Annotated in this window: 20 protein-coding genes; 6 read left to right on the top strand and 14 right to left on the bottom strand. The window is 69.2% G+C overall.

Going from position 1 to position 26,005, the window contains the following annotated elements; genetic code table 11:
* Window positions 1-17: 17 nt before the first annotated feature.
* The 3 genes from ACFC14_RS08485 to ACFC14_RS08475 all read right to left on the bottom strand — a co-directional run bounded on the left by ACFC14_RS08485 (window position 18) and on the right by ACFC14_RS08475 (window position 7,866).
* On the bottom strand, window positions 18-6,092 hold the full coding sequence (locus tag ACFC14_RS08485) for an Ig-like domain-containing protein (protein WP_376102951.1): 6,075 nt from the start codon (window positions 6,090-6,092) through the stop codon (window positions 18-20).
* Window positions 6,093-6,221: 129 nt separating this feature from the next.
* Window positions 6,222-6,791 (bottom strand): DNA-3-methyladenine glycosylase I, encoded by a 570-nt coding sequence (locus ACFC14_RS08480; RefSeq protein ID WP_376102948.1) that lies wholly within the window; start codon window positions 6,789-6,791, stop codon window positions 6,222-6,224.
* A gap of 28 nt (window positions 6,792-6,819) precedes the next feature.
* A complete protein-coding gene (locus ACFC14_RS08475) occupies window positions 6,820-7,866 on the bottom strand; it encodes an NAD(P)-dependent alcohol dehydrogenase (RefSeq protein WP_376102945.1) in 1,047 nt (348 codons plus the stop codon).
* A gap of 130 nt (window positions 7,867-7,996) precedes the next feature.
* On the opposite strand from ACFC14_RS08475, the gene ACFC14_RS08470 reads away from it, so the two are divergent.
* Window positions 7,997-8,446, top strand: coding sequence for a hypothetical protein (locus ACFC14_RS08470; protein WP_376102942.1), 450 nt, complete (start codon window positions 7,997-7,999; stop codon window positions 8,444-8,446).
* A gap of 131 nt (window positions 8,447-8,577) precedes the next feature.
* On the opposite strand, the gene ACFC14_RS08465 is transcribed toward ACFC14_RS08470, so the two are convergent.
* The 3 genes from ACFC14_RS08465 to ACFC14_RS08455 all read right to left on the bottom strand — a co-directional run bounded on the left by ACFC14_RS08465 (window position 8,578) and on the right by ACFC14_RS08455 (window position 13,291).
* Complete coding sequence (locus tag ACFC14_RS08465) at window positions 8,578-10,644, bottom strand: acyl-CoA dehydrogenase (RefSeq protein ID WP_376102939.1); 2,067 nt, start codon at window positions 10,642-10,644, stop codon at window positions 8,578-8,580.
* Window positions 10,645-10,792: 148 nt separating this feature from the next.
* Window positions 10,793-12,841, bottom strand: coding sequence for a DNA helicase RecQ (gene recQ / locus ACFC14_RS08460; protein ID WP_376102936.1), 2,049 nt, complete (start codon window positions 12,839-12,841; stop codon window positions 10,793-10,795).
* Between the two features lie 60 nt (window positions 12,842-12,901).
* On the bottom strand, window positions 12,902-13,291 hold the full coding sequence (locus ACFC14_RS08455; RefSeq protein ID WP_376102933.1) for a MarR family winged helix-turn-helix transcriptional regulator: 390 nt from the start codon (window positions 13,289-13,291) through the stop codon (window positions 12,902-12,904).
* A 179-nt stretch (window positions 13,292-13,470) separates the two neighbouring features.
* Here ACFC14_RS08455 and ACFC14_RS08450 point away from each other — a divergent pair, with 179 nt between their 5' ends.
* From ACFC14_RS08450 to ACFC14_RS08430, 5 genes are all read left to right on the top strand, one after another.
* Window positions 13,471-14,910, top strand: a complete 1,440-nt coding sequence (locus ACFC14_RS08450; RefSeq protein WP_376102931.1) for an MFS transporter — start codon at window positions 13,471-13,473, stop codon at window positions 14,908-14,910.
* A gap of 97 nt (window positions 14,911-15,007) precedes the next feature.
* On the top strand, window positions 15,008-15,295 hold the full coding sequence (locus ACFC14_RS08445; RefSeq protein WP_376102928.1) for a hypothetical protein: 288 nt from the start codon (window positions 15,008-15,010) through the stop codon (window positions 15,293-15,295).
* Window positions 15,296-15,355: 60 nt separating this feature from the next.
* Window positions 15,356-15,700, top strand: coding sequence for a GNAT family N-acetyltransferase (locus ACFC14_RS08440; RefSeq protein WP_136040908.1), 345 nt, complete (start codon window positions 15,356-15,358; stop codon window positions 15,698-15,700).
* The gene (locus tag ACFC14_RS08435) at window positions 15,697-16,632 is read left to right on the top strand and encodes a pirin family protein (protein WP_376102925.1); all 936 of its coding nucleotides are present in this window, start codon (window positions 15,697-15,699) and stop codon (window positions 16,630-16,632) included. The genes ACFC14_RS08440 and ACFC14_RS08435 overlap by 4 nt, the downstream gene beginning before the upstream one ends.
* 5 nt (window positions 16,633-16,637) lie before the next feature.
* Window positions 16,638-17,762 carry a DUF6226 family protein gene (locus tag ACFC14_RS08430; RefSeq protein ID WP_376102923.1) on the top strand — a complete coding sequence of 375 codons (1,125 nt, stop codon included), beginning with the start codon at window positions 16,638-16,640 and terminating at the stop codon, window positions 17,760-17,762.
* A 97-nt stretch (window positions 17,763-17,859) separates the two neighbouring features.
* Here ACFC14_RS08430 and ACFC14_RS08425 read toward each other — a convergent pair whose 3' ends face one another.
* The 8 genes from ACFC14_RS08425 to ACFC14_RS08390 all read right to left on the bottom strand — a co-directional run bounded on the left by ACFC14_RS08425 (window position 17,860) and on the right by ACFC14_RS08390 (window position 25,748).
* Window positions 17,860-19,317, bottom strand: a complete 1,458-nt coding sequence (locus ACFC14_RS08425; RefSeq protein ID WP_376102920.1) for a cation acetate symporter — start codon at window positions 19,315-19,317, stop codon at window positions 17,860-17,862.
* Window positions 19,314-19,688, bottom strand: a complete 375-nt coding sequence (locus ACFC14_RS08420) for a heavy metal transporter (protein ID WP_376102917.1) — start codon at window positions 19,686-19,688, stop codon at window positions 19,314-19,316. Before ACFC14_RS08420 ends, ACFC14_RS08425 begins: the two co-directional genes overlap by 4 nt.
* Window positions 19,685-20,425: a LytR/AlgR family response regulator transcription factor gene (locus tag ACFC14_RS08415; RefSeq protein WP_376102915.1), complete on the bottom strand. Its 741-nt coding sequence runs from the start codon at window positions 20,423-20,425 to the stop codon at window positions 19,685-19,687. The genes ACFC14_RS08420 and ACFC14_RS08415 overlap by 4 nt, the downstream gene beginning before the upstream one ends.
* Window positions 20,426-20,436: 11 nt before the next feature.
* Window positions 20,437-21,618 (bottom strand): sensor histidine kinase, encoded by a 1,182-nt coding sequence (locus ACFC14_RS08410; RefSeq protein WP_376102912.1) that lies wholly within the window; start codon window positions 21,616-21,618, stop codon window positions 20,437-20,439.
* Window positions 21,619-21,626: 8 nt separating this feature from the next.
* Window positions 21,627-22,862 carry a type II toxin-antitoxin system HipA family toxin gene (locus ACFC14_RS08405; RefSeq protein ID WP_376102909.1) on the bottom strand — a complete coding sequence of 412 codons (1,236 nt, stop codon included), beginning with the start codon at window positions 22,860-22,862 and terminating at the stop codon, window positions 21,627-21,629.
* Window positions 22,859-23,146, bottom strand: a complete 288-nt coding sequence (locus ACFC14_RS08400; protein WP_136040900.1) for a helix-turn-helix domain-containing protein — start codon at window positions 23,144-23,146, stop codon at window positions 22,859-22,861. Before ACFC14_RS08400 ends, ACFC14_RS08405 begins: the two co-directional genes overlap by 4 nt.
* A 102-nt stretch (window positions 23,147-23,248) precedes the next feature.
* Window positions 23,249-23,494 carry a YbdD/YjiX family protein gene (locus ACFC14_RS08395; protein ID WP_136040899.1) on the bottom strand — a complete coding sequence of 82 codons (246 nt, stop codon included), beginning with the start codon at window positions 23,492-23,494 and terminating at the stop codon, window positions 23,249-23,251.
* A gap of 1 nt (window position 23,495) precedes the next feature.
* Window positions 23,496-25,748 carry a carbon starvation CstA family protein gene (locus ACFC14_RS08390; protein WP_376102904.1) on the bottom strand — a complete coding sequence of 751 codons (2,253 nt, stop codon included), beginning with the start codon at window positions 25,746-25,748 and terminating at the stop codon, window positions 23,496-23,498.
* Window positions 25,749-26,005: the final 257 nt, after the last annotated feature.

The following is a 26,005-nucleotide window of genomic DNA, read 5'->3' as shown; positions in this document are numbered from 1 at the left end:
AGCGGGAGCGGCGGCCGCTACGGCCAGCTGGTGCCTTCGGACGCGCCGATGCCCTGGATGTCGGCCTGCAGGGTCCTGCCCATGCCGCCATGCCAGCAGGAGAGTTGGATCGTGCCGTTGGCGGGCACGTTGTATGCGTTGTACGTCGAGGTCTGTCCGGAGGACGAGCGGTACGGCTGGCCGTTGTCGAGGCAGCGGATCATGTACCGGCCCGGAGGCACGTTCGCCGTGTTCAGGTTCAGGTAGTAGCACGTGTCGGGATTGCAGTTGCGGGAGTCGACTCCCTGCGAGGCCCACCAGCGCGGCTGCGGCTTCGACTGCGCGGTGTTCCCGGCGGTTCCGCTCTCGTCCGACCACGCGCCCGTGTTGTCCCTCGCCCGCGCCTTGATGGTGTGGTACTCGCTGTAGCTGCCCACGTCGACGTGGCCCGACGCCGCGACGCCCTGCCATCCGCCCCCGTCGATGCTGATCTGCACCGTGTCGATGGCACGGCCGTTTGCCGAGCCGTTCGCGTTCCAGTTCAGGCGCACCTGGCTCGCGAGCGACTCCGCGCTCACCGCCGGTGCGGACGGCTTCCCGTGCGGGTTGCCCCTCGCCGCGTTCGACACGGCACCGGCATAGGTCGAGCCGTCGACGTTCGCGACCGCGCGCACCTCGACGGTGTAGTCGCGACCGTTCGTGAGCCCGCCGATGGTCTTGTTGCCCGGCACCGTGTTCCAGGCGCCGCCGTCCAGGCGGTACTGGTAGGTGATCTCGCCGGACTTCGCGCCGCCTGTCGATCCCGCACGGTAGTCGATCACCAGCGCACGATCGGCCTCCTGAGTCACCTTCAGGCTGGTCGGTGCTCCCGGGGCGATCACGCCGCGGCGGGGTGCCGACGGGGCGCTCATCTCGCCGTATCCAGCCTTGTTGTAGGCCTTGATGCGGTAGGTGTACGCCGTCTCCGAGGTGTCGACGACGACCGCCTGGCTCGTCGCCTCGGGTCCGGGGGTGATGGTGCGCACGACCTGGCCGCCGCGCAGCACCTCGAGCGTGTAGCCGCGGATCGCGTCGCCGTTCTTGTCGGGCGCCTTCCAGTTCACCTGCATCTGCGCCTGGCTGCCGACGGGCGAGAGCTCGACCGTCGTCGGGGCCGCCGGCGCCAGCGGGGGCCCCGCCGGGATCTCGGAGGCCGACCAGCCGCTCCAGCTGGAGGGGTCGGGCGCCTTGTTGTGCGCCTGCACCTTCACCTGGTAGTCCGAGCCGTTCTCCAGCCCCTCCCACGTGATCGAGTTGCCCGTGACCTCCTTCTGCGTCACGCCGGAGGGCGGTGCGGGCGAGATCTCGAGCGTGTACCGGTCGACGGGAGAGCCCGGCGTGGTGGGGGTGACCCACGCCACCTGGAGGGACTTGTCGCCGAACTTCAGGGTCGGCGGGTTGGGGGTGTCCGGCCGCGCGTCGGGGCGTGCGGGCGCCGACAGGGCCGACGGATCGGACTCGCCGACGCGGTTGGTCGCGGTCACCTGGAACGTGTACTCGACGTTGTTGGTGAGGCCGTCGAGCGTGCAGGTGGTGGACTGGCATTCCTTGGTGTACGCGCTGCCGCCGACCGACTTCACGGTGTACTTCGTGATCTCGGCGCCGTTGTTCGAGGGTGCCGAGAACGACACCACGACCGTACGGTCCTGCACGCTCGCGATGACCGGGACTCCTGGCGCATCCGGCACGTCCTGCACGGTGACCACGATCTGGCCGTTGACCTCGCGGTCGGCATCCTCCGTCGCATCCTGGATGCGGTAGCGGACGACGAGCGTTCCCACGAACGACTCGTTCGGCGTGATGGTGACGTCGCTGTCGGTGAACGTGACCTCGCCGGAACCCGACTCCGCGACCGCGGTCACGATCTTCAGCGGCGTCTCGGGGAACGGGTTGTAGTCGTTCGCGAGCGCGGGCACGGTGATGGTCTTGCCGGCATCCGCCTCGGCGACCGTGTCGGTGTTCGCCGCCGGCATCGGCCGCGTCGACGCCGTGACCAGGACGGCGACGGTGCCTTCGACCGGCTCGGTCGTGCCGTCGGAGACGCGGATCTTGAGCGTGACCGTGGTGCCCTTCTTGGCGTTCGAGGCCGCCTCGACGACGAGCTTGTCGTCGCCGTCGATCCGGGCCGAGACACCCTTCTCCTCACCGCCGACGAGGGAGAAGTCGTGCTTGCCCTCGTCTTCGGGATCGGGGTCGTCGGTGAGAGCGGCCAGGTCGAGCGAGCTCGCCGGCTCGCCGGGGGCTACGTTGACCTGCCCCTGCACGAAGGTCGGCTGCTGGTTCTCGGGCGGCAGCACGTTGATCGGGATGCTGAGCGTGGCCTTTCGCCCCTCGGGGTCGTCGGGCCCATCGCCGTCGGTCACCTCGAACGTGAGTGAATCGGGTCCGAAGAATCCGGCGGCCGACGTGTAGACGAGGGTCTTCGCATCCTTGAGCAGGTCGGAGCCGTCGGCGTGGTTCGCGCTGATCTTCGCCTTCTCTGTGATCACCACGTCACCCCCGCCTGCGACGGTGACGTACTCCGACAGCGGGATCTCCTCGGTCTCGCCGCTGACCACTTCGAGCGGCTTCGTCGAGGTGAGCGTCGGGCGCAGATCAGATCGCGATGGCACGAAGATGAACGCCGATGCCCGCTGATCGTCGCGGTCGACGAGGGTGTAGCGGATCAGCTGCAGCTCGTCGGTGACGGTGACGCGCACCTTGCCGTTCTCGAGTTGCGTTCCACCTTCGCCGATCTCGACGGTGAGGCTGTCGGTGGTGCCGTCGGGGTCCTCATCGTTCGCGAGGATGTCCAAGTCGGCGCTCAGGCCGCCGTCCTTGAGGTCCACCGGCTGCAGGCGGTCGTCGCGGGCGACCGGCGCCTGGAGCGGAACGTCCTCGTCGACCGTGATCTGCAGGGTCGCCGTCGCCTCGGCCCCGCGGGCGTCCACGGCGGTGTACTGCAGCGAAGTCTCGGTCGGGCCGTTCGGCGCCTGCACGAGCACCCGGTCACCGGAGACGCGCGCCTCCAGACCGTCGGGAAGCTCGAGGCCGTCCTTGAGGAGCGAGACCTTGTCGCCCTCCGGATCGGAGTCGTTCGCGAGGACGGGCACGGCGATCTCGCGACCGGGTCGCACCACCACCGCATCCTTCACCGCATACGGCGGCTGGTTGGTCTGTTCGGTGGGAGCGATGCCGACGCGGATGGTGGCGACGCCCTCCTTGCCGAGCCGGTCGCGCACCCGGTACTTGAACACGTCGACACCGGATGCCCCGTCGGAGGCCTCGTATGTGAAGTAGTTCGGGCCGTTCGTGATGCGTCCCTTGGTGGGGCTCGACTCGATGCCGACGAGTTCGACGGAGTCGCCGTCGGTGTCGATGCCGTCGAGCGGCACCGCGATGTTCACCTCGGTGCCGGCGAGCGCGCGCGCGACGAGATCCTGCGGACGCGGTGCCGCGTTGTTCTCCTCGTCGACCGGGAGGATCTGGATCGTGACGTAGCCGGCGGCCTTCTGCTGGCGCGAGTCGGAGACCTCGTACGTGAGGTACACGGTCTTCGCCTCGGGGCCCGCCTTGAAACGCACCGCATCCTGCGAGACGAAGGCCTCGCCGTCTTCGGGGTCGACGAACGGCTCGATGAGCTCGGGCTCGACGTGCATGACGTCGTCGCTGGGGTGGGTGTCGTTGTCGAGCACGGGGATCGTCACGACATCACCCGCGCGGACGGTCGCGGTGTCGGGGTTGGCGATCGGCTGCAGGAGCTCCTCCGGAGCCGGGATCGGGATGACCACGACCTCGCCCTCGGCGGACTTGGAGCCGTTCGAGATGCGGTACTTGACGCGCACCTGCTCCTCGAGCGCGCCCTGATCCGTGATCCGCAGCGTCTCGTGATTGAGCACCGAGACCGAGATGCCGCTGCTCGGCTCCAACGAGACCGACTGCACGACGAGAATGCCGCCGGCGGGGTCGGTGTCGTTGTTGAGCACGCCCAGCAGCACGTCGCCGCCGGTGGGCAGCAGTGCGACGTCGCGGACGGCGACGGGTGGGAGGTCGGTCTCCGACTCGGGCATCACGTCGACGCGGACGATGCCCTCGCCGTTCTTCGGACCCGTCGTCACCTGGTACTGCACGTAGTAGACGCCCGGCTTCTCGGCCATGAAGGAGAAGGTCTTGTTGGCCGTGTTCGGGACGATCGTGGCGCCGGGGGTGTCGAGCACCCGGCTCAGGCGCAGCTGCTCACGCGAGGTGCTGGTGTCGTTCGCGGTCGGGGCGACGGTGACCTGCTCGCCGGCCCGCGTGATCACGTGGTCGGCGTTGGTCTTGGGGTTGGTCGAACCCTGGGGCCGCACGTCGAGGGCGATGCTCGCGGTGCCGAGCTTGCCGAAGGCGTCGGCGACGGTGACCTGCACGTCTTTGCGCCCCTGCAGGCTCGCGGTCGCCTTGTAGGTGATCTGACCGTCCTTGCTGAAGTCGACCTCGTCGCCCGGGGCGGCGAGAACCTCCTTCAGGTAGATGTCGTCACCGTCGGGATCGATCCAGTCCGGGAGGATGTTGTACGAGATCGTGCCGCCGGTCTCGACCGCGAGTGAGGTCTTCCGCTTCGATGTGGGGGCGGCGTTCTCGTTCCAGTCGTGCACCGCGAGCGACACGACCGCCGTGTCCTTGCCCTTGCGGCCGTCGTCGACCTCGTAGGTGAAGCTGGCCGTTCCGGAGGCATCCTCGCCGACGGTGATCTGCAGCGAGCCGCCGTTGTTGATCGGCTGCACGGTGCCGATGGAGGGCTGCGCCTCGGCGAGCGCCGCGACGAGCACGTCGCCGTCGGGATCGTTGTCGTTGTCGAGCACCGGGAGCAGCGTCGTGGCGCCGGGGCGCACGCCGTACGAGTCGTCTTCGGCGATCGGAGGCGTGTTCTCCTCGCTGCGCTCCGGGAGCGTGGTCTCGACCGTCTCCTCGGTCGAGTCCTCCTGGTTCTCGGTCTCGCCCTCGGGCGGAGTCAGGTCGTTCCAGTTGTCGACGCGCTGCAGGCTCTCGTTCGCCATCCAGGCGGCGCCGCCGACCGCGTCGTTGAGGATGATCACGTCGCGGTTTACGCGGAACGTCAGGCTCGCGGAGTCCTCGGCGCCGTCGATCGGCGCATTCACATCGTTGCTGTCGCCGGGGCATTCGCGGATGAAGGTGGCCGATCCCGCCCAGGCCCCGTAGGTGCAGCCGCGGAGCCAGACGGGTGCCGCCGCGGTGCCGTCACCACCCGCCGAGGTCTGCTCCGGCTCGCCACCGTCGAGGGGGACGCGCACGAGTGCCGTCGGGGTGGCGATCGCGACGGCATCGGTCTCGGCCGATGCCTGCTGCAGCACGGCGTCCGCCGCGCCCTTGAGCTCGGTGCGAAGGCCTCCGGGAGTCGTGACGACCCCGGCCGCCTCGTCGAACACGACCGGCGTGCGTCCGACGGCGGTGATGGTGGGGCGCACCGACAGGTCGAGTTCGCCGACCGACGCGGCCGACGCCTCGCCCGGAGCGCCCTCGTTGTCGACGGGGACAGTGACGACCTCGCCGCGTTCTCCGGAGAGCGCGAAGACGGTGCCATCTTCGGCCACCGTCACATCGGAGTTCTCGCCGAGTTCGACGATGGGCTCGGCCGCCTCGATCTCGAAGGAGGCGATGCCCTGCACCGGCACGACCCAGAGGTCGCCGGACTTCTCGTCGAGGATGGCCGCCGTGTTGGCGCCCATCGCCACCTTGGCGGACGAGGGGATGATCGTGGAGTCGCCGAGCGAGACCCGGGCCGGATCGATCGCCGTGACCGTGGATGCGCTCTCGTCGACGACGAGCACGTTGGCGGCGGCCTGGAGGATGTCGTAGTTCTCGCTGGTGGTGCGCAGACCGCCGTCGAGGATCGTGGACTCGTTGTTGAAGTGGCCGACGAGCAGACTCGACGTCTTGGTGATCCAGACGCCGCCGTCGTTCAGGTCGACCTTGGTGGTCGGGAACCCCTCATAGGTGAAGGCCATGGTCGTGATGGCGATGACGCCGACGGTGACGCCCGCGGCGGACGCCAGCGTCTTGGGTCGCGCGCGCATCCATGACAAGGCCTTCATGCCCGGTTCCCCCCCAGGGTCACACTCTCCGATTACTCGTGCGCGGGCCCGACTGGCCGCTGAGCACTCGTACATCCTAACCGTGCACTGATATTCCGCTCGATGGGGAGAATTCCCCACTGCAACCTGCTAGGCGCGCCAGCACCCCGAGATGTGATCGTCGACCATCCCGGCCGACTGCATGAGGGCGTACATGGTGGTCGGCCCCACGAAGCGGAACCCTCGTCGACGCAGTTCCTTGCTCATCGCCGTCGACGCCGGGGTGACGGCCGGAACCTCCGCGAACGACGCCGGACGGGTGCCGGATGCCGGCGGGGCGAACGACCACATCAACTCGTCGAGCTCGCCCGGCGCCATCGCGTGCACGAGGCGGGCGTTGCCGATGGTCGCCAGGATCTTGGCGCGGTTGCGGATGATGCCGGCATCCGTCATGAGTCGCTCGACATCGGCCTCATCGAACTCCGACACCACCTCGGGCTCGAAGCCGGCGAACACCTCTCGGAACCGCGGACGCTTGCGCAGGATCGTGATCCACGAGAGCCCGGCCTGGAAGCCCTCGAGCGCCATCTTCTCGAACAGTGCGCGGTCGCCGTGCAGGGGCACACCCCACTCCTCGTCGTGGTAGCGGCGGTACTCGTCGTCGTCGCCCACCCAGGCGCAGCGATCGCGGGCGTCCGGGCCCGTGAGAAGAGAGGTCATCGTGTCAACGTATCCGCCCCCACCGACGTCAGTCGGCGAAGGTGGCCGCGTCGATCACGAACCGGTACCGCACGTCGGAGGCGAGCACGCGCTCGTAGGCGGCGTTGATCTCGGAGGCCGGGATCACCTCGATCTCGGCGGCGAGACCGTGCTCGGCACAGAAGTCGAGCATCTCCTGCGTCTCGCGGATGCCGCCGATGTTGCTGCCGGCGAGCGATCGCCGCCCGCCGATGAGCGACATGACCCCGACCGACAGCGGTTCGGCGGGAGCGCCGACGCACACCAGCGCGCCACCGACGTCGAGCAGGCTCAGGTAGGAGCGCACATCGATCACGGCGCTCACGGTGTTGAGGATCACGTCGAACGAAGAACGAAGCTCGCGGAAGGTCTCCCGGTCGCTCGTGGCGCGATAGTGGTCGGCGCCGAGCCGCAGACCGTCCTCCTTCTTGTTCAGGGTCTGCGAGAGCACGGTCACCTCGGCGCCCAGTGCGTGCGCGATCTGCACGCCCATGTGCCCGAGTCCACCGAGGCCGACGACCGCGACACGGGTGCCGGGGCCGACGTTCCAGTGCCGCAGCGGCGAGTAGGTGGTGATGCCGGCGCACAGCAGGGGAGCTGCGGCATCCAGTGGCAGGGCATCCGGGATGCGCAGGACGAATTTCTCGGTCACCACGACCTGCTCGGAGTAGCCGCCCTGCGTGACGGTGCCGTCACGGTCCGTGCTCCCGTACGTCTGCACCGCGCCCTCGGTGCAGTACTGCTCCTCGCCGCGCACGCAGTTGCGGCACTCGCCGCACGAGGTCACCAGACAGCCGACGCCGACGCGGTCGCCGACCGCGTGCCGGGTCACGGCCTCTCCCACGGCCGCGACGGTTCCCGTGATCTCGTGTCCGGGTGCGAGCGGATACCTCTGCGGACCCCAGTCGCCTCGAACGGTGTGGATGTCGGAGTGGCAGATGCCGGCGTACGCGATGTCGATGAGCACGTCGAGCGGCCCGAGCTCCCGCCGTTCGATCACGGTCTTCTCCAGCGGGGCGGCTTCGCGGGGTGCGGCGTAGGCGTGGACGCGGGTCACGGGGACTCCTTCTTCTGGTGGCGGCATCCACCCTACGCATCGCGTGCCGCCGGGCGTACCCGTGAGGGACGTCCACCCCGGTCCGTCAAGGCCCCTGACGGTCAGTGCGGACAGTCCGTACCCTCGGCACATGAGCATCCACACCGACCGGATCGAACAGTACCTCGCGCGCTATGCGGCATCCCTGACGGCGTTCGACGCCGAGGCCGCGGTGACGCTGTGGTCGACGCCCGGGATGATCGCAGATGACCGGGTCTCCGGCGTCCTGGACACCCGGGAGGAGATGATCGCGGGGCTGAAGCAGTCGTACCCCCTGTACCGCGAACTCGGTCTGGCGTCCGTCGGCCACGAGCTCCTCGACGCGAATGAGCTGTCCGAGCGACTCGTGCTGGTGAAGGTCCGGTGGCTGTTCCGCGACGCCGCGGGAGAGCTGCTGACCGACGCGAACAGCTACTACCTGTTGCGCGACGAAGACACCGCAGGATTGCAGGCGTGCGTCTGCGTCGAGACGGATTCCGCCGAGCACCTTCAGGCGTTGGCGGCCGAGCGCGGCATCGACCTCACGAAGTGGTCGTCCTGACCGGCGCCGGGTCGGTCGGCATCCGGCTCGCTCGGCACACCTGTCGGGAGAATGCACACCTGTCGGGAGGATCGTGTGGATTCGCCCTGCACCTTGCACGATCTCCCGACAGATGAACCGTAGCCGCCGGGTCAGCGCTGCTTCTTCTTGAGCGCCTTCTCCTGGATCGGCGCCTTGCCGGTAGCGGCGAGGTCGGCGTAGTAGGCCCGAGCCTCGTCCTGCCGCTGCTTCTCGATGCCGCTCGCGATCGGCGCCCGCACGTGCTCGGGCTCGTAGCCGAACGCGTTCACCAGGTCGAGGGCATGAGGGCGCAGCCGCGCGCACAGCCGGTCGATGTAGCTCGACACGGCCGCGGCACGCTGGGTCGACAGACGCCCGTGGATCAGGTGCCAGGCGAGGTGCTTCTCGATGAGCTGCAGACCGAACAGGTCACGCAGCCACGTGAGCACCTTCTTGGTGTCGGCGTCGTCGATCTGATGCACGGCATCGGTGAACGCCTCCCACTGCAGCAGTTCGCCGTGGGCGCGCGCGGCCTCGATCAGCTCGGCCTGGTTCTCGTTGAACAGGCGGGCGCCGAGGGCCTTGTCCTTCGCGCCGGGACGCAGGCGGGACGCGATGTCGGCGACCATCTGCTGCACGCGCCCGGCGAGCAGATCGTGCTGCTGCTCCTCACGGAGTCCCCGCTCGACCGAGCGGCTCACCTGCCCGAAGTCCGAGACGGCCTGGCCGAGCTGACGGAGCCCGGCACCGTGGAACAGCTTGCCCGCGGTCATCCCGACCGCGAACTTGGCGAGCGCGGCCGCATCCTTGCCCTGGAACTGCTTGGCGTAGTCGGTCAGCAGACGCTTGCCGACGAGCTGCAGCAGCACGTTGTTGTCGCCCTCGAACGTGACGTAGATGTCGAGGTCGGCGCGCAGGCCCACCAGACGGTTCTCGAACATGAAGCCGGCCCCGCCGGTGGCCTCGCGGGCCTCCTGCAGCGTGTCGAGGGCGTGCCAGGTCGACAGCGGCTTGAGGGCTGCGGCGAGCGTCTCGAGGTCTTCGCGGTCGGCCGGGGTGTCGGTGCGACCCGAGAAGACGCCGTCGAACTTCTGCAGGAACTCGTCGTGCGCGAAGATCTGCGCGTACGTGGTGGCCAGGCGCGGCAGCAGGCGACGCTGGTGCTTGCCGTAGTCCATGAGCACGACCTCCTGCCCGTCCGCGCCATCGAACTGGCGACGCTGGGTGGCGTAGGTGATCGCGATGTGCAGGCCCAGAGCGGATGCCCAGGATGCGGCACCGTCGAGGGACACGCGGCCCTGCACCAGGGTGCCGAGCATCGTGAAGAACCGACGGCCGGGGCTGTCGATCGCGCTCGAATAGGTGCCGTCGACTGCGACGTCGCCGTAGCGGTTGAGCAGGTTCGTACGCGGGATGCGCACGTGGTCGAACGACAGACGGCCGTTGTCGATGCCGTTGAGTCCGCCCTTGAGGCCGTCGTCCTCGCGGCCGATGCCGGGGAGGTCGCTGCCGTCTTCACCGCGCAGCGGCACATAGAAGCAGTGCACGCCATGGTTCACGCCGTTGGTGATCAGCTGCGCGAACACGGTCGCCGCCACACCGTGCAGCGCCGCGTTGCCGAGGTACTCCTTGGTGGCGGCCCGGAACGGGGTGTTGATGACGAACTCTTCGGTGGCGACGTCGTAGGTCGCGGTCGTCCCGACGGCGGCCACATCCGAGCCGTGGCCGATCTCGGTCATCGCGAAGGCGCCGGGGATCGAGAGGTCCATGATGCCGGGGAGCCACTTCTCGTGGTGCTCCGCCGTGCCCAGCTGCAGCACCGCAGATCCGAAGAGCCCCCACTGCACACCCGACTTGATCTGCAGGCTCGGGTCGGCGACCACGAGCTCCTCGAAGCCGGCGATGTTGGCGCCGTTGTTCTCCTCGCCGCCGAGCGACTTGGGGAACGCGCGGTGCACGGCCTTGTTCTCGACCAGCAGATGCAGCTGGCTGAGCACGCGCTCGCGGTGCTCGTCCTTGCCGAGCTCATCCTTGCGCCAGAATGCGGAGTCCTTGATCATCTCGCGCGCCTGACGGCGCACGTCGCCCCAGGTGCCCATCAGCGCCTCGTTCACTCGGGCGACGTCCATCTGCGGGGCGAGCGCGGTCGCGGGCGTTTCATCGGGTGTCGTCGAAGGACGGACGGCAGCGTCGACCATGGCATTCCTCCAGGAAAGTAGGGGTGCCCCCATGGTAGGTCTGCGACAAAGCCGGACGAAGTGCGCTGTGAGCATCCTCCAACCGGGGACCGGGATGCCCCTGCCTCGCGTTGTCACCTCACGACAGGAGCGCCTTCCGGAGCGGAGGTCAGGCGGCGGCGATGACGGCCAGCACGCCTTCGCCGTAGGCCTCGCGCTTCTTCGCACCGATGCCGGTGATGCCGTCGAGGTCGGCGAGCGAGGCCGGGCGATGCTCGGCGAGGGCGCGGAGCGTGGCGTCTCCGAACACGATGTACGCGGGGACACCCTGCTCACGTGCGGTCTCGGCCCGCCAGGCGCGCAGCGCCTCGAACAGCCCGCGGTCACCGGCATCCAGCGCGTCGGCAGCGCTCGCCTTGCGCGCCCGCGACGACGAAGTCGGGCGCCCGATCGTGTCTTTGCGCAGCGGCACCGCGGTCTCACCGCGCAGCACTCCGGCCGCCTGGTCACCGGGAGCGAGGGTGCCGTAGTCGCCCTGGGCGACCAGGACGCCGCGGGCCAGCAGCTGCCGCACGACGCTGCGCCAGTCCTGGTCGGAGAGGTCGTTGCCGATGCCATACGTCGCGAGCTTGTCGTGCCCCTGCTGTCGGATGCGCTCGGTCGAGGCTCCGCGGAGGATGTCGATCAGGTGCCCCGCACCGAACGCCTGGTTGCGCTCGCGCTTGAGTCGCACGATCGTCGAGAGCAGCTTCTGCGCCGGGACGAGGCCGTCGAAGGTCTCGGTGTCGTCGAGGCAGGTGTCGCAGTTGCCGCAGGGCTGCGACTCCTGGCCGAAGTACCCGAGCAGGTTCTGCCGGCGGCACTCGACCGTCTCGCACAGCGCGAGCATCGCGTCGAGGTGCTGCCCCATGCGCATCTTGAACGTGCGGTCGCCGGGACTCTGGTCGATGAGCCGGCGCTGCTGCACGACGTCGCCGAGTCCGTACGCCATCCACGCCACCGATGGCTCGCCGTCACGGCCGGCACGACCGGTCTCCTGGTAGTACCCCTCGACCGACTTCGGCAGGTCGATGTGAGCGACGAAGCGCACGTCGGGCTTGTCGATGCCCATGCCGAACGCGATGGTCGCGACCATGACCACGCCGTCTTCGCGGAGGAAGCGCGCCTGGTTGGCCGCCCGCACCTCGGCGGGAAGACCCGCGTGATACGGCAGCGCGTCGAGCCCCTGCGCGGCCAGATACGTGGCGGTCTGCTCGACCGACTTGCGGCTGAGCGCGTAGACGATGCCGGCGGGCTGGGCGCCGTCGTCGGTCACCGGCGTCTGCGACTTGATGAACGCGACCAGTTGCTTGCGCGGGTCGACCTTGGGCACGATCCGGTACTGGATGTTCGGGCGGTCGAAGCTCGCGACGAAGTGCTTTGCACCGTCGAGGTGCAGTCGCTCGGTGATCTCCTTGTGCGTCGCCGCCGTCGCCGTGGCCGTGAGCGCCATGCGCGGCACCCCGGGGAACCGCTCGCCCAGGTCGCCGAGGGCGAGGTAGTCGGGGCGGAAGTCGTGACCCCACTGCGACACGCAGTGCGCCTCGTCGATCGCGATCACGCTGATCGTTCCGCGCTGCAGCAGCGCCGTGGTCTGCGCGTTCGAGAGGCGCTCGGGGGCGACGTAGATGAGGTCGAGCTCGCCGGCGACGTAGGCCCGTTCGACCTCGCGACGCTCGTCGATCGCCTGGGTGGAGTTGAGGTACGCGGCGTTGACACCGTTGGCGCGCAACGCGTCGACCTGGTCGTGCATGAGCGCGATGAGCGGGCTGATGACGAGCCCCGTGCCCTCACGTACGAGCGCCGGAACCTGGTACGTGATGCTCTTCCCGCCGCCTGTCGGCATCAGCACGACGGCATCTCCCCCGGCGATGACCTGCTCCACGATATCGGCCTGGTCGCCGCGGAACTCGTCGTACCCGAAGACGGTGTGCAGCGCCTCATGTGCTGTCGGATAGCGGCTCGGGGTGGCCCGGCGTACGGCAGGCGCACGGCCGGCAGACGAAGACGGCGCCACCGGGGTGACCGGCCCCTGCCCCCAGTCGAGCGGCGGCTCGTAGCCCGCGCCCTGCGGCTCCCAGTCCATCGGCTCGGGCGGGAGGGAGGACTCCCAGCCGTCGTCGTAGGGCTCGTCGGCGTACGGCAGATCCGCGTACGGGTCACGGGGAGTCTGCGGCATCCCTCCAGCGTAACGACCCCCGCCGACGCGGGCGGCGCGTCGTCCACAGCCGACGGGGGTTCAGCCCGCGGTCGACCGGTCGTAGGCGCGGATGAGGTCGTCGAGGAACTTCGCCACCGTCGCTCGTTCCTCGTCGCTCATGGCGGCGATCTGCGCCTCCACTTCGCCGATGAGCGGCTGCACCAGGCTCTCCGCGTCGGCGGCAGCAGCCTCCGACGCCGTCACGATGAGCTTGCGCCCGTCGGAGGGATGCCGGTCCCGACGCACGTGCCCCCGGTCCTCGAGCCTGTTGAGGACAAGGGTCATGGCGGCTGTCGAGATCTCTACGCGGTGAGCCAGCTCGGTCGGAGTCGTGGGGCCACGCGAGATGAGGTGGTCGAGCACCTCGAGGCCCGGCGCATCGAGTTCGAGCTGCTTCGCGATCGATCGCTCGAAGCGTTGCTGCCTCATCGTGAGCTGCTGCACGCGGGTTCGGATGTCGCTTTCGTGAATCTCGCCAGCGTCGTGCCGACGTGACGGATCGTACGTCGAACCCGCCTCCGGCGCCCGCTCGGGCCGTTTGACATCCATGCGTTCCATGGTAATACTTCTTATTGCTAATTTGGTTGATAATCAAGAATTGAGACGATATGACAGACGCGACCGAAGCCCCGTACCGCTGGCGCTGGGCGATCCTCGGAGTGATGCTCGCGGCCGAGATCATGGACATGCTCGACGCCACGATCGTCAACGTCGCCGGCCCCTCGCTGGAATCCTCCCTGGGGACGAACGCCCTGGGGCTGCAATGGGTCATCGGCGGCTATGCGCTTGCGCTGGGAGCCGGGCTGATCCTCGGCGGTCGCCTCGGCGATCGCTACGGACGTCGGCGAATGTTCCTCGTGGGGCTGGCGGCGTTCACCGTCGCCTCGCTGCTCTGCTCGCTCGCCCCGACCGCCGAGCTGCTGATCGCGTTCCGCCTGATCCAGGGCGCGGCCGGAGCCCTGCTGCTCCCCCAAGGGCTCGGGCTCCTGCGGGAGAACCTCTCCGGCGCCGAACTCGCCATCGCCTTCGGCATCTTCGGTCCGGCCCTGGGCCTGGGCGGCATCCTGGGCCCGATCATCGGTGGCGGACTCATCGAGGCCGACATCCTCGGTCTCGGATGGCGATCAGTCTTCCTCGTGAACATCCCCATCGGCGTCGTCGCACTGATCGTGGCGTGGCGCATCCTGCCACGACGATCCGGAGATCGTGCCGTCCGAATCGACATGCTCGGCGCGGCCGTCATCGTCGCGTCCTCCGGCATTCTCGTGCTCGGTCTCACCTTCGGCCCCGAGCTGGACTGGCCGGTGTGGGCGTGGGCGTGCGTGGCAGCCGGTCTGGCCGGTTTCGTCATCTTCGGCTGGCAGCAACGACAGCTGCTCGCCCGCGGCGGAGTCCCGCTCGTCACGGCGACGATGTTCACCCGCCGCGCCTACACATTCGGACTGGTGGGCATCGCCCTGTTCTTCAGCAGCCTGACCGGTACCCAGCTGGTGCTGACGTTGTTCCTGCAGGTCGGCAACGGCTTCAGTGCGGGTGAGGCAGGGCTGGGCAACCTTCCGCTTGCGCTCGGCTCCGCGGTCGGCGGTGCGATCAGCGGCGCGTGGCTCGCGGAGAAGATCGGCCGATCCGTGCTCCAACTCGGCGCGGTGACGCAGCTGCTGGGCGCTGGGCTGCTGTGGATCGAGCTGCAGCAGCCGGGCGACTTCAGCATCTGGACCATCGCCCCGGGCATCGCCCTGTTCGGCGTCGGCGGAGGTGCGATCATCGCCGCACTGTTCAGCACGATCCTTGCGGCGGTGAAGGATGACGAGATCGGTTCGGCGTCGGGCGTTCTCACCGCGGTCCAGGCGATCGCGAGCGCGGTCGGCGTCGCGATCTTCGCCTCGGTGTTCTTCGAGGCCGCAGGGTCGGGCACGGCGGCGCAGGCTTATCAGCAGACCTTGATCGTCCCCGCGATCATGCTCGTCGCCTTCCTGGCACTGACCTTCCTCTTCCCCGAGAAGAGCCGGGAGGATGCGCACGGAATCACCGTGATGGAGAAGGTGTGACCTGACGCCCGCCCCCTCACGACGCCCGCCTAGAGTGGGCGTCGTGAGCGGCGAACGGACGAGGGCCCCAGATACAGGCGGCGCGGTCGCGTTACTGGTGATCTACATCGTCGTGGCATCCTTCTTCGCGGCAGACATCTTTCTCACGACGCTCAGCATCGCGGGGTGCGGCGCCGATCAGTGCGACTACACACTGCAGAGCAACACGGTGAACGTCTTTCTCCTGTTCGACGCCGTGGTGCTCCTCGCCGTCGTCGCGCTCGGGCTCATCCGCCTCCGCCGGGGACAGAGCACGTGGTGGCTCCCCGCCGGCGGGATCGTGCTCGTACTCATCGGGGCGGTGATCGCGCATCAGGTGAGCCACATCGCACTGCCAGTGCCGTAGCCACCCGCACCCCCGACGGGCGGGCGTAGGTTGGAGGCACCCCGTATGAAGGAGCATCCGATGGCCGACATCACCGTGACCCGCGACGACGAAGAGTCGCGCTACGAGATCCGCTCCGACGACGTGCTCGCGGGCTTCGCGGTGTTCGACCTGCGTCCCGGCACCATCCGCTTCCTCCACACCGAGGTCGACCCGGCGTTCCAGGGACACGGACTGGCGGGAAAGCTCGCGGCGGCCGCGCTGGCGGATGCCACGGAGCGCGGTGAGGCGATCGTCCCGCTGTGCCCCTACATCGCCAAGTACCTCGAGACGCACGAGGTCCCGGGCGCGGAGATCCGCTGGCCGAAGTCTCCCTCCGGACCCGTCGGATCCGCAGGTGAGGACCCGACGGGCCGAGCCGAATGATCGGGCAGCGCCGCCTCATCCTCGAGCCGCGCGAAGTGCCGCTCGGCGGGGTACGCGGCATGAACGTGCTGAGGGCACTGCCGCACCGCAACCTGCCGACGATCGGAGCCTGGTGCTTCCTCGACCGGTTCGGGCCCGCCGACACGAAGATGCGGGTCGAACCGCATCCGCACATCGGGCTGCAGACGGTGACCTGGCCGCTCGTCGGCGAGATCCGCCACCGCGACTCGCTCGGCAGCGACGCCGACCTGCGCCGCGGTCAGCTCAACCTGATGACGGCCGGCAATGGCATCTCGCACTCCGAGTACTCGATCGGCGACGGGCCGGTGCCCCTCGACGCCCTGCAGTTCTGGGTCGTGCTCCCCGATTCCGCGCGCCACGGTGCGGCCGGGTTCGAGCGCCATACCGAATTGCCCTCCGTCGCGCTCCCGGCCGACGACGGCGCGGATGCCGAGGCCACGGTCGTGCTCGGCGAGTTCGCCGGCGTGCGTTCGCCCGCCACGGTGCACACCCCGATCGTCGGTGCGGAGATCGTGCTCGCGCCCGGGTCGCGGGTGCGCCTGCCGCTGCGCGGGGACTGGGAGCACGCGCTCATGCTCGTCGAGGGCGATGCCGTGGTCGCCGAGCATCCACTCGACCGCAACGGGCTCCTCTATCTGGGCGACTCCCGCGACGCGGTCGAGGTGGCAAGCGACGAGGGCGCCCTGCTGTTCCTGCTCGGCGGCGAACCCTTCGAGGACGACATCGTGATGTGGTGGAACTTCGCCGGACGAACGCACGATGAGATCGTCGCGGCGCGGAAGGAGTGGGAGGCGGAATCCGCCACGGGTGCGGCATCCCCCCGTTTCGGCGCCGTCATGGGGCACGACGTGCGCATCCCGGCCCCGCCGCTCCCCGACGTGCGGCTCATGCCACGCAGCCGGAAGCTCTGAGTCCGATGCCGTCGACGGACACCTTCCCCGGCGCGCTCGCGCCGATGCCGGACGCCACGGCATCCGCCATGTTGGTCTGGCCGAGCCCCGAGCCGGTCGCGCCCCCGCGGTTCGTGGAGGGCTTCGAGCCCTTCGAGGCCTTCGCGCGCGACGACGGCGCCGACCCCGCCGCACTCGCCGCCGACTTCGGCGCCCTGTGGGACTTCGTGGCCGCACATCCCGAACTCGTCGATGCTCCCGAGACGGCCGAGGCGACGGCGCGGTTCCTGGGGAACGCGATCGCCGTGGCGCATCCGGGGGCGACGTGGCGCTTCACGAGCGAACCGGAAGTGGGCACCTCGACCATGTCGGTTCCGGTCGCCGGCCTCCTGCGGGGGATCGTGGAGCACCCGGATCAGCGCGAGGCGTTCCGGGAGATGCTCGCCTCCTGGCCGCAGGCCGACCGCGACGCGGAAGAGCTCGCGGCCCTCTCCCGCGACGAGGTCGACATCGACTTCGCCGTCGCCCCGGTGCCGTTCACGCGTCCGGCGCTCGCGGTTCCCGAGTTCGTCGACGAGTCCGGCCGGGTGATCGAATACGGATCCCGCTGGGCCGGCAGTTCGCCGCCGGAAGACGCCTATTCGCGGGTCTCGCATCCGGAGCGCTTCGCGCCGGTGGTGTCCGTCGTCGACGCCCTGGTCGACCACCTCGAGACCTGGTACGAGGTCGACGTCGATCGACGGACCGACGAGTCGGGAGAACGCGTCTGGCACCTGCGCCCGACGACAGGGGCGACGATCATCCTCACCGGGCCGGCCGAATCCGTCCGCATCCAGGCCGGAGCCCTGACCCGGGAATACGCGCCCAGTTGCACCTGCGATGCCTGCGACGAGACCGCCGAAAGTGTGGCCGACCACCTCGAGGAGACCCTGCTCGCGATCGCCGCCGGTGGACTGCGGGAGGTCTTCCCGGTCGGACAGCGGCGCTGGCTGCACACCGAGCTGCGCACTCCGGGTGGTGGCAGACGGTCAGGCGGCGGCGAACCCCACCCGACCCTTTCGGCGGAACAGCTCGATGGTGCCGCAGACCTCCTCGCACGCCTCCCAGACGGCTGGTGGCCGGCCTGGACCCTGCGGTCCATCGAGTCCTGACCCCGCCCCGCGCCCCGCACCTGTTCCGGTCGCACTTTCTGCCGCTGAGGCGCGCCCAGAGCGACAGAAAGCGCGACCGGAACGAGGACCTCCGGGCTCAGCCGCGCTCCGGGCTGTGCACGCGCGCGAGGAACCGCTCCGTGCGCGGCGACGGCCCTCGCGGGTCGAGGAGCGACACCGCGACCGTGACCGCCGTGGCGAGCGGGATGGTCCAGGCCGCGGGCTGCGCGAGGTAGGGCGCCGCGACCCCGACTCCCCCGACCGCCGCGTGCACGAGCAGCGCGAGACCGGCAGCCAGCCCGCCCGACACCATCCCGGCGACTGCTCCTCGAGCGGTGAGTCCGCGCCACCACACGCCGAGCAGCACCACCGGCGACAGCGTCGACGCTGCCACCACGAACACCACGCCGACGCTCGACCCGAGCCCGGCCGGGGCCGTGAGCAGCGCGACCGCGAGCGGCACCAGGGCGCAGAGCACGGCCGACAGGCGGAACGAGCGCACCGAGCCGGAGAACACATCCTGGCTGATCACGCCGGCGAGCGACACGACCAGTCCGGCAGATGTCGCCAGGAATGCCGCGAACGCCCCCGCGACGATCAGCGCGGTCAGCAGCTCGCCGAGCAGCCCGGGGAACACACGGGAGGGCAGCAGCAGCACCACCGTGTCCGCCACACCGGGAACGGCGAGGTCGGGAGCGGCGATGCGGGCCAGCAGCCCCATCGTGCTCGACACCGCGTAGAACGCGCTCACCATGCCGATCACGATCACCGTCGTGCGACGCGCCGACACCCCGGTCGGGCTCGTGTAGAACCGCACCAGGACGTGCGGCAGGCCCATCGTGCCCAGCAGCAGTGCCAGCAGGAGGGAAGCGGTCTCGTAGACGTCGAACCCCGAGGGCCCCGCCTCGACGGGGAACACGAGTGCCGGATCGAAGTCGTGGGGCCCACCGCTGAGCGCGAAGGCGATGAACACCACCGGCACCAGGAGGGCGGTGAGCTTGAGCCAGTACTGGAACGCCTGCACATAGGTGATCGCCCGCATGCCACCGGCCGCGACCGCCGCGGCCACGAGCACCGCGACGGTCACCGCTCCCACCCACTCCGGCAGACCGGCGACGACCAGCAGGGTGAGCCCGGCTCCGTGCAGCTGCGGCACGATGTACAGCCAGCCGATGACGAGCACCGCGATGCTCGTCACGCGACGGGCCGAGGTCGACTCCAGCCGGGCCTCGATGAAGTCGGGGATCGTGTAGGCGCCGCTCCGCCGCAATGGGGCCGCCACGAACACGAGCACCAGGAGGTAGCCGGCGGCATAGCCGATCGGGAACCAGAAGCCGCGCGCACCGTCGAGCAGCACCAGCCCCGACAGGCCGAGGAACGTGCCGGCCGAGAGGTACTCGCCGCTGATCGCCGAGGCGTTCCACACCGGGCGCACGGTGCGCGAGGCGACGAAGAAGTCACCCGTCGTGCGCGAGATGCGAAGACCGTAGATGCCGATCAGCAGCGTCGCGACGATGACGAGCGCGACCCCGACGAGGTCGAGCACCGCGTTCATTCGCGATCCCGCAGCGCCCGATACCGGCGCTCGTTGCGGCGGGCGGTGCGCACGTACAGCACCGCGAACACGACGATGATCGGATAGAAGGCATACGCCTGCAGCAGCCACGACAGCGGCAGACCCCACACCAGGATGCGGCCGATCTCGGGGATGAGCGCGATCGCCAGGGCGAGCGCGACGACCACGACCACGAACCCGGCGACCGTTCCCAGTGCGAGGCGGAGTTGGCTGCGCATCAGAGCCCGCGCGTACACGGCATCCGCTTCGTCCACGGGAGCACCGGGCAGTGCGATGCCGCGGGTGAGGGTCGCCGGACGCCGATCGGGGAGGTCGGCGGTGACGCGGACCCGCTTCGGCTTCTCGGTCACCCCGCGCCCTCTCCGCGCAGCAGCGCCTCGCGCACGGCCGGCACCATCCGCCGACTCACCGGAAGCGAGAGCCCGCCGATCGAGACGGCCGCCTCCGCACCGGAGAGCCGAGCCTCGGTCACGGCGGCGATGCGCACGAGCGACGAGCGGTGGATGCGCAGGAACCCGGCATCCGTCCACCGCGTCTCGAGCTCGGAGATGGGGATGCGCACCAGATGGCCCGCGCCGTCGCCGGTGTGCAGCCGGGAGTAGTCGCCCTGTGCCTGCACCCAGGTCACGTCGCTGCGCCGCACGAACCGCACCGCGGAGCCGACCGTGACCGGCAGCACCTCGTCGTCACCGGATGCCGTGGCGTCGCCGACCTCGATCACCCGGTCGACCGCCTGGCGCAGCCGCGCGGCCCGCACGGGCTTGAGGAGGTAATCGGCCGCGCGCAGCTCGAACGCCTCCACCGCCTTGGCATCGTCGGCCGTGACGAAAACGACCGCCGGCGGCACGGCGAGAGTCATCAGGGCCCGCGCGAGGTCGGTGCCGCTGAGCCCCGGCATGTGGATGTCGAGGAAGGCGATCCGCACCGCGCGCTCCGACATCAGCCGCAGCGCCTCGGCCCCCGACGACGCCGTGAGGATCACGCCGATGCGCGGATCGGTGCGCAGCAGGTGCACGAGCTCGTCCAGGGCGGGGTTCTCGTCATCCGCGACGAGGACATCGACCGGCAGCGCGCTGTTCGTCGGCATCGTCATCGTCATCACTCGGTGTCCGGATCGTGCTGCGGTTGGGACTTCGGGACCCGCATGCGCACCAGGGTACCCGCGCCGGTGTTCGTCTCGACCACCAGACCGCCGTCGGCACCGTAGAGCTGGCGCAGCCGGGTGTCGACGTTGCGGAGGCCGACGTGCACGCCGTCGTCACTCGCGGTGAGCGTGGCCCGCAGGGCTTCGGGGTCCATTCCCACGCCGTCGTCCTCGACGGTGATCTCGGTGTGCGTGCCGTCGTCGCGCGAGGCGATGCGGATCTCTCCTCCGCCCTCTCCCGGTTCGAGTCCGTGCCGCACCGCGTTCTCGACGAGCGGCTGCACGGAGAGGAAGGGGATCACGGTCGCGAGGGTCTCCGGCGCGATCTGCAGCGTCACCCGCAGCCGGTCGCCGAAGCGCGCGCGCTCCAGTTCGAGGTAGGAGTGGATGCTGCCCAGCTCCTCGGCGAGCGTGGTGAACTCCCCCTGCCGGCGGAACGAGTAGCGCGTGAAGTCGGCGAACTCGAGCACCAGCTCGCGGGCACGCTCGGGGTCGGTGAGGACGAACGAGGCGATCGCGGTGAGGGCGTTGTAGATGAAGTGCGGCGAGATCTGCGCCCGCAACGATCGCAGCTCTGCCTCGGCCAGCTGCGTCCTCGATGCATCGAGTCCGCCGAGCTCGACCTGCGCCGCGCACCAGTCGGCCACCTCTTCGGCGGCCCGCACGAGTGCCGCCCCGACAGGTGCCGCGAACGCCACGACGACGCCGACGACCCGGCCGTCGACACGGATCGGAGCGCCGACGGCCTCGAGGTCGTCGTCGCGCCCCGATGCGGGGAACACCTGCCGACGCCCGGAGGCCCTGACCTGCGCCGCGATGCGGACCGCCGCCGACTCCAGCCCGTCGGACGAGCCGTCGAACGAGACGGTGTCGTCGGAGCTGACGATGGCCACCGCGGCGCTGCCGAGCAGCACCCGCAGATGGCGTGCCGCCTTGACGACATCGGGGGCCGCCAGACCTGCGCGCAGGTGCGGAGCGGCGAGGCTCGCCTGATGCAGAGCAGTCAGCGCCGCCTGCTCCGCATCGCTCCCGAGGTAGGTCGCCCCGCGCGCGAGACGACGTGCGAGCAACAGCAGCAGCGTCAGGACGACGCCGCCGAGCACACCCAGCACAGCGGCGAGAACGACGTCGGTCATGGGATCAGCTACTTTCGACCGGCCGCGGCCACGAGGTCGAGCCTCGGTGCGATCGATTCATCCATGCGTGAGATCTCCTTCTCGGAGATGCGATTGCGTCGCGCGCGATCCGGCCACGACGAGAGCGTCTCGGACACCCTCGCCATGTGCTCCCGCGCCCTGCTCTGCGTCAGGTCGCAGTCGTCCGCGAGCGCGAGAAGACCGTCGATCTCCGTGTCATACGTGTCGGCTCCGGCGATCGAGGTCGACCGGCTCCTGGCGAGATCCGGATTCGGATTGACGTCGAAGGCGGGGCTGAGCGTCCAGGCGTTGCCATCGCTGAGGAAACCATGGTTGCGCAGGTGGTCGTCCGTGTTGCCGAGAACGACGTTGGCGATCACTCTGTCGTAGAGGTCGGCGAGCCCGACGCGAGGCGAACGCGCGATGTCGCGGATGGCGTCGGCGATCTCGACGTAGTCATGGTGCTCGCCGTCCGCGGCGCCGATCGCCGTCATGGCGCTGATGTATCCGACGCGCTGCTGCGTCGCGTCCCGGTCGAAGCGGCGCAGGATGAGAACGCAGCGCTCCCCCAGTCGTGTGAGACGGAACCCCGGCACGGCGATACCGCAATCCGACAACAGACCGAGGCTGGTCGCCTCCCAGGCCATGACGTCCCAATCGTCGCTGGAATGCGGGAATTTCGCGAACCCGAGAGACCCGTCCTCGAGTCGCACCGATGCCTTCGGCCGCGCGCCTCCCAGGCCGGTGGTCCCGGTATCCAGCAGTTGCTTGACCGCCTCGGTGTAGTCGTCGTCGCCGGCGAGCTCGTCGCTGCGGCGCAGGAGGTTCGGAAGTTCGACGATCGCCGGGACATGAGCTTCCGCACCGAGGAAGTTCTCCGTCCCCACGGCGCGGAAGCGCAGCGCGCCCTGGCGGGTGTCGTCGCTGACGCCTAAGAGGTAGCTGACGTCGTCGAGGCTCCGCGGAGCCCGACCGGCCTCGCGGGCGGCTATCCGCTCGGCCTTGTCGATGAGGTTGCGGCCCCAACGGTCTGGCGAACCGTCCGAGAACGCCCGCAGCATCCCCGGCTGATACTGGGGGCCGGGAACGAGCTGCAGCGACGGATCGATGTTCACGCCGCCACGTGAGAGGTACGTAGCGTCATAGAGGAAGGTGGTGGCGAGCGACCTGCCCGTCGTGAAATGCGCTTGTCCGACCAGCTGCATGTCACCACGGTCGTCGCTGTAGACCTCGTAGTCGCTCATCGCGCGCGTGTCTTCTCGAGGCTCGATGCGCGGAGCCGACCGATGTCGGTGCTCAACGGGTCGGCGGCGTTCACGACCGCCTCGAGGATGCCGAGCGCCCGCAGCACCTGAGCGACGTTCTCGAACGTCACCGACGCGTTGCCCGTCTCGATCTTGCGCAGCGTGTCCCGGGAGATGTTCGCTCGCTCCGCGACCTGCTGGGCCGTCAACCCCAGCACCATGCGCCATCCGCGGACGTGCTCGCCGAACGCCTCCATGTCCCGCGTGATGCGATATCCGGCCATGCGTGCCACCTCCTCGACGTAGCTATGACGAACATACTAGCCATAACGCGGAGATATGACCAGAATGTTCGTCATAGCTTGCCTAGGGCGCCGCCGCAGATCTCAGCAGCAGCGCGCCCCGGGGTTGCGGTCCTGGTCGTCCATCCGCTGCCGCCAGAACTGCCGCTCGGTCATCGGCTCCTCGTCCGGGTGCACGCGCCGCTGATGGGCGACATAGGTCGCATAGGCGCTGTCGCCCATCAGGTTCGTCATGTACCAGCGGATGCCGCGGCCCACCCGCCCCACGGCGCCCAGCAGCGTCCGCAGGAGGGTGGTCGCGGCATCCGTCCGACTCATGGTGTCGGCCATCTCAGTGCGACGAGGCCTTGCGCTCGTCGGCGAGGATCGGCTCCCACTGCTTCTCGAGCTCGCGCTCCGCGGAACTGGGCAGGAACCCGGCCGGGGCGAAGCGGCGCGAGGCGACCGGGGCGTCCTCGGTGTTCTCGCCGCCGCCGTTGCGGATGGCCTTCACCGTGGCGATCACGGCGGTGACCATGACGACGATCGCGAGCGTGACGAAGATGATCGACAGGGTGCCCTGGACGGCCGTGTTGCGGATGACCGCGTCGAGCACCGCAGGTTCACCGAGCGCGGTGTCACCCGAGTCACGGGCGGCCACGTACTTGAAGTGGTTCGCCCAGTAGCCGATGGCCGGCACCGGGGACGCGATCTTGTACAGCGAGGCGGTGATGGTCACGACCGCGGTGAACGCGAGCGGCAGCGCGATGATCCACAGCCACTTGAAGTAGCTCCGGCCGCGCTTGGCGACGATCGCCAGCACCACGGCGAGCGCGATCGCTGCGAGCAGCTGGTTCGCGATACCGAACAGCGGGAAGAAGGTGTTGATGCCGCCGAGCGGGTCGGTGACGCCGAGGATGAGGATCGCTCCCCAGCCTGCCACCATGATCGCGGTGCAGATCCAGACGCCGGGGCGCCAGGACACGTCGCGGAACTTGGGGAACCAGGCACCGATCGAGTCCTGCAGCATGAAGCGTGCGACACGGGTGCCGGCATCCACCGCGGTGAGGATGAACAGCGCCTCGAACATGATCGCGAAGTGGTACCAGAACGCCATGAGCGCCTGGCCACCGAGGGCCTGCTGCATGATGTGCGCGAGGCCGAGTGCGAGTGTCGGAGCCCCACCGGTGCGCGACACGATCGACTCCTCACCGACCAGCGTGGCCGTGCCGGTGAGCATCTCGGGTGTGAGGTTCACCCCCGTCAGACCCAGAGAGTTCACGAAGGCGACGGCCCCTTCGACCGTGCCGCCCGTCGCCGAGGCCGGTGCGTTCATCGCGAAGTAGATGCCCTGGTCGATCGAGATCGCGGCGACGAGGGCCATGATCGCGACGAAGGACTCCATGAGCATGCCGCCGTAGCCGATGAAGCGGGTCTGGCGCTCCTTCTCGATGAGCTTCGGCGTGGTGCCGGACGCGATCAGCGCGTGGAATCCCGACAGCGCTCCGCAGGCGATCGTCACGAACAGGAAGGGGAAGAGGGGCCCGGCGAAGACCGGACCCATGCCGTTCTCACCGAAGATGCTGATCGCCGGGACGGTGATCTCGGGGCGCACCAGCACGATGGCTCCGGCGAGCATGACGATCACGCCGATCTTCATGAAGGTCGACAGGTAGTCACGCGGGGCGAGCAGCAGCCACACCGGGAGCACGGCGGCGATGAAGCCATAGATGATGATGCCCCAGGCGATGGTGGTGCGGTCGAGGTGGAAGATCGCCTGACCCCACTCGGTGCCCGCGACCCAACCGCCGCCGATGATCGCGGCCATCAGCAGTGCGAAGCCGATGATCGAGACCTCGGTGACCTTGCCGGGACGCAGGTAGCGCAGGTAGACGCCCATGAAGAGCGCGATCGGGATGGTCATGGCGACCGAGAAGACGCCCCACGGGCTCTCGCCGAGCGCATTGACGACGACGAGGGCGAGGATCGCGACGATGATCAGCATGATCAGCAGCGAGGCGATGATCGCAGCGGTGCCGCCGATCTTGCCGAGCTCCTGGCGCGCCATCTGGCCGATCGTGCGACCGCCGCGACGCATCGAGAAGAAGAGGACCGTGTAGTCCTGCACGGCACCGGCGAGCACGACGCCGACGATGATCCAGATCGTGCCGGGGAGGTAGCCCATCTGCGCGGCGAGCACCGGTCCGACGAGCGGTCCGGCGCCGGCGATGGCGGCGAAGTGGTGGCCGTAGAGCACGCGCCGGTCGGTGGGGACGTAGTCCTTGCCGTCCTGGCGGACCTCGGCGGGCGTGGCCCGACGGTCATCAGGCCGGGTGATGTACTTCTCGATCACCTTCGAGTAGAAGCGGTAGCCGATCAGGTACGTGCAGACCGCGGCGAACACGAACCAGATCGCGTTGACGGTCTCGCCGCGGACGATCGCGAGCATGGTCCAGGCGACAGCACCCAGCAGGGCGATCGCCGCCCAGAGGATGATCTTCGGCAGGGTCCAGCGGTTCGCCTTCTCGTGATGCTCCTCGGTGAGGGCGACGGAGGGGAGTTTCGGGTCGGTGACGATGACGGGTTCGGTGCCCGGTGCGGTCATGGCAGTCTCCTCGGGATACGCGACATTGCGTTCCCCCACGTTAGGAAAGTGCGGAGCCCGGACACGGAGCCGGAAGCGGATGCTGCGACGAGCGGCACCGATCACGCGATGAACGGATGCCCGCGTGCGCACAGCGCCCCTCGGTCGGTGGGCCGCATCAGGCCGTCACGCCGCATCAGGCCATTGCCGCCGGAACCGCCCTGTTTCCACAGGATCGCCTGTTCTCGCGCGGCGCGCACACGACGCCCCGCGGAAGG

Origin of the sequence: Microbacterium sp. NPDC055988 (genome assembly GCF_042269505.1) — a bacterium.
Classification (GTDB): Bacteria; Actinomycetota; Actinomycetes; order Actinomycetales; family Microbacteriaceae; genus Microbacterium.
Note: the sequence above shows the minus strand (reverse complement) of the source record. Positions and strands in the feature narration are given on the sequence as shown.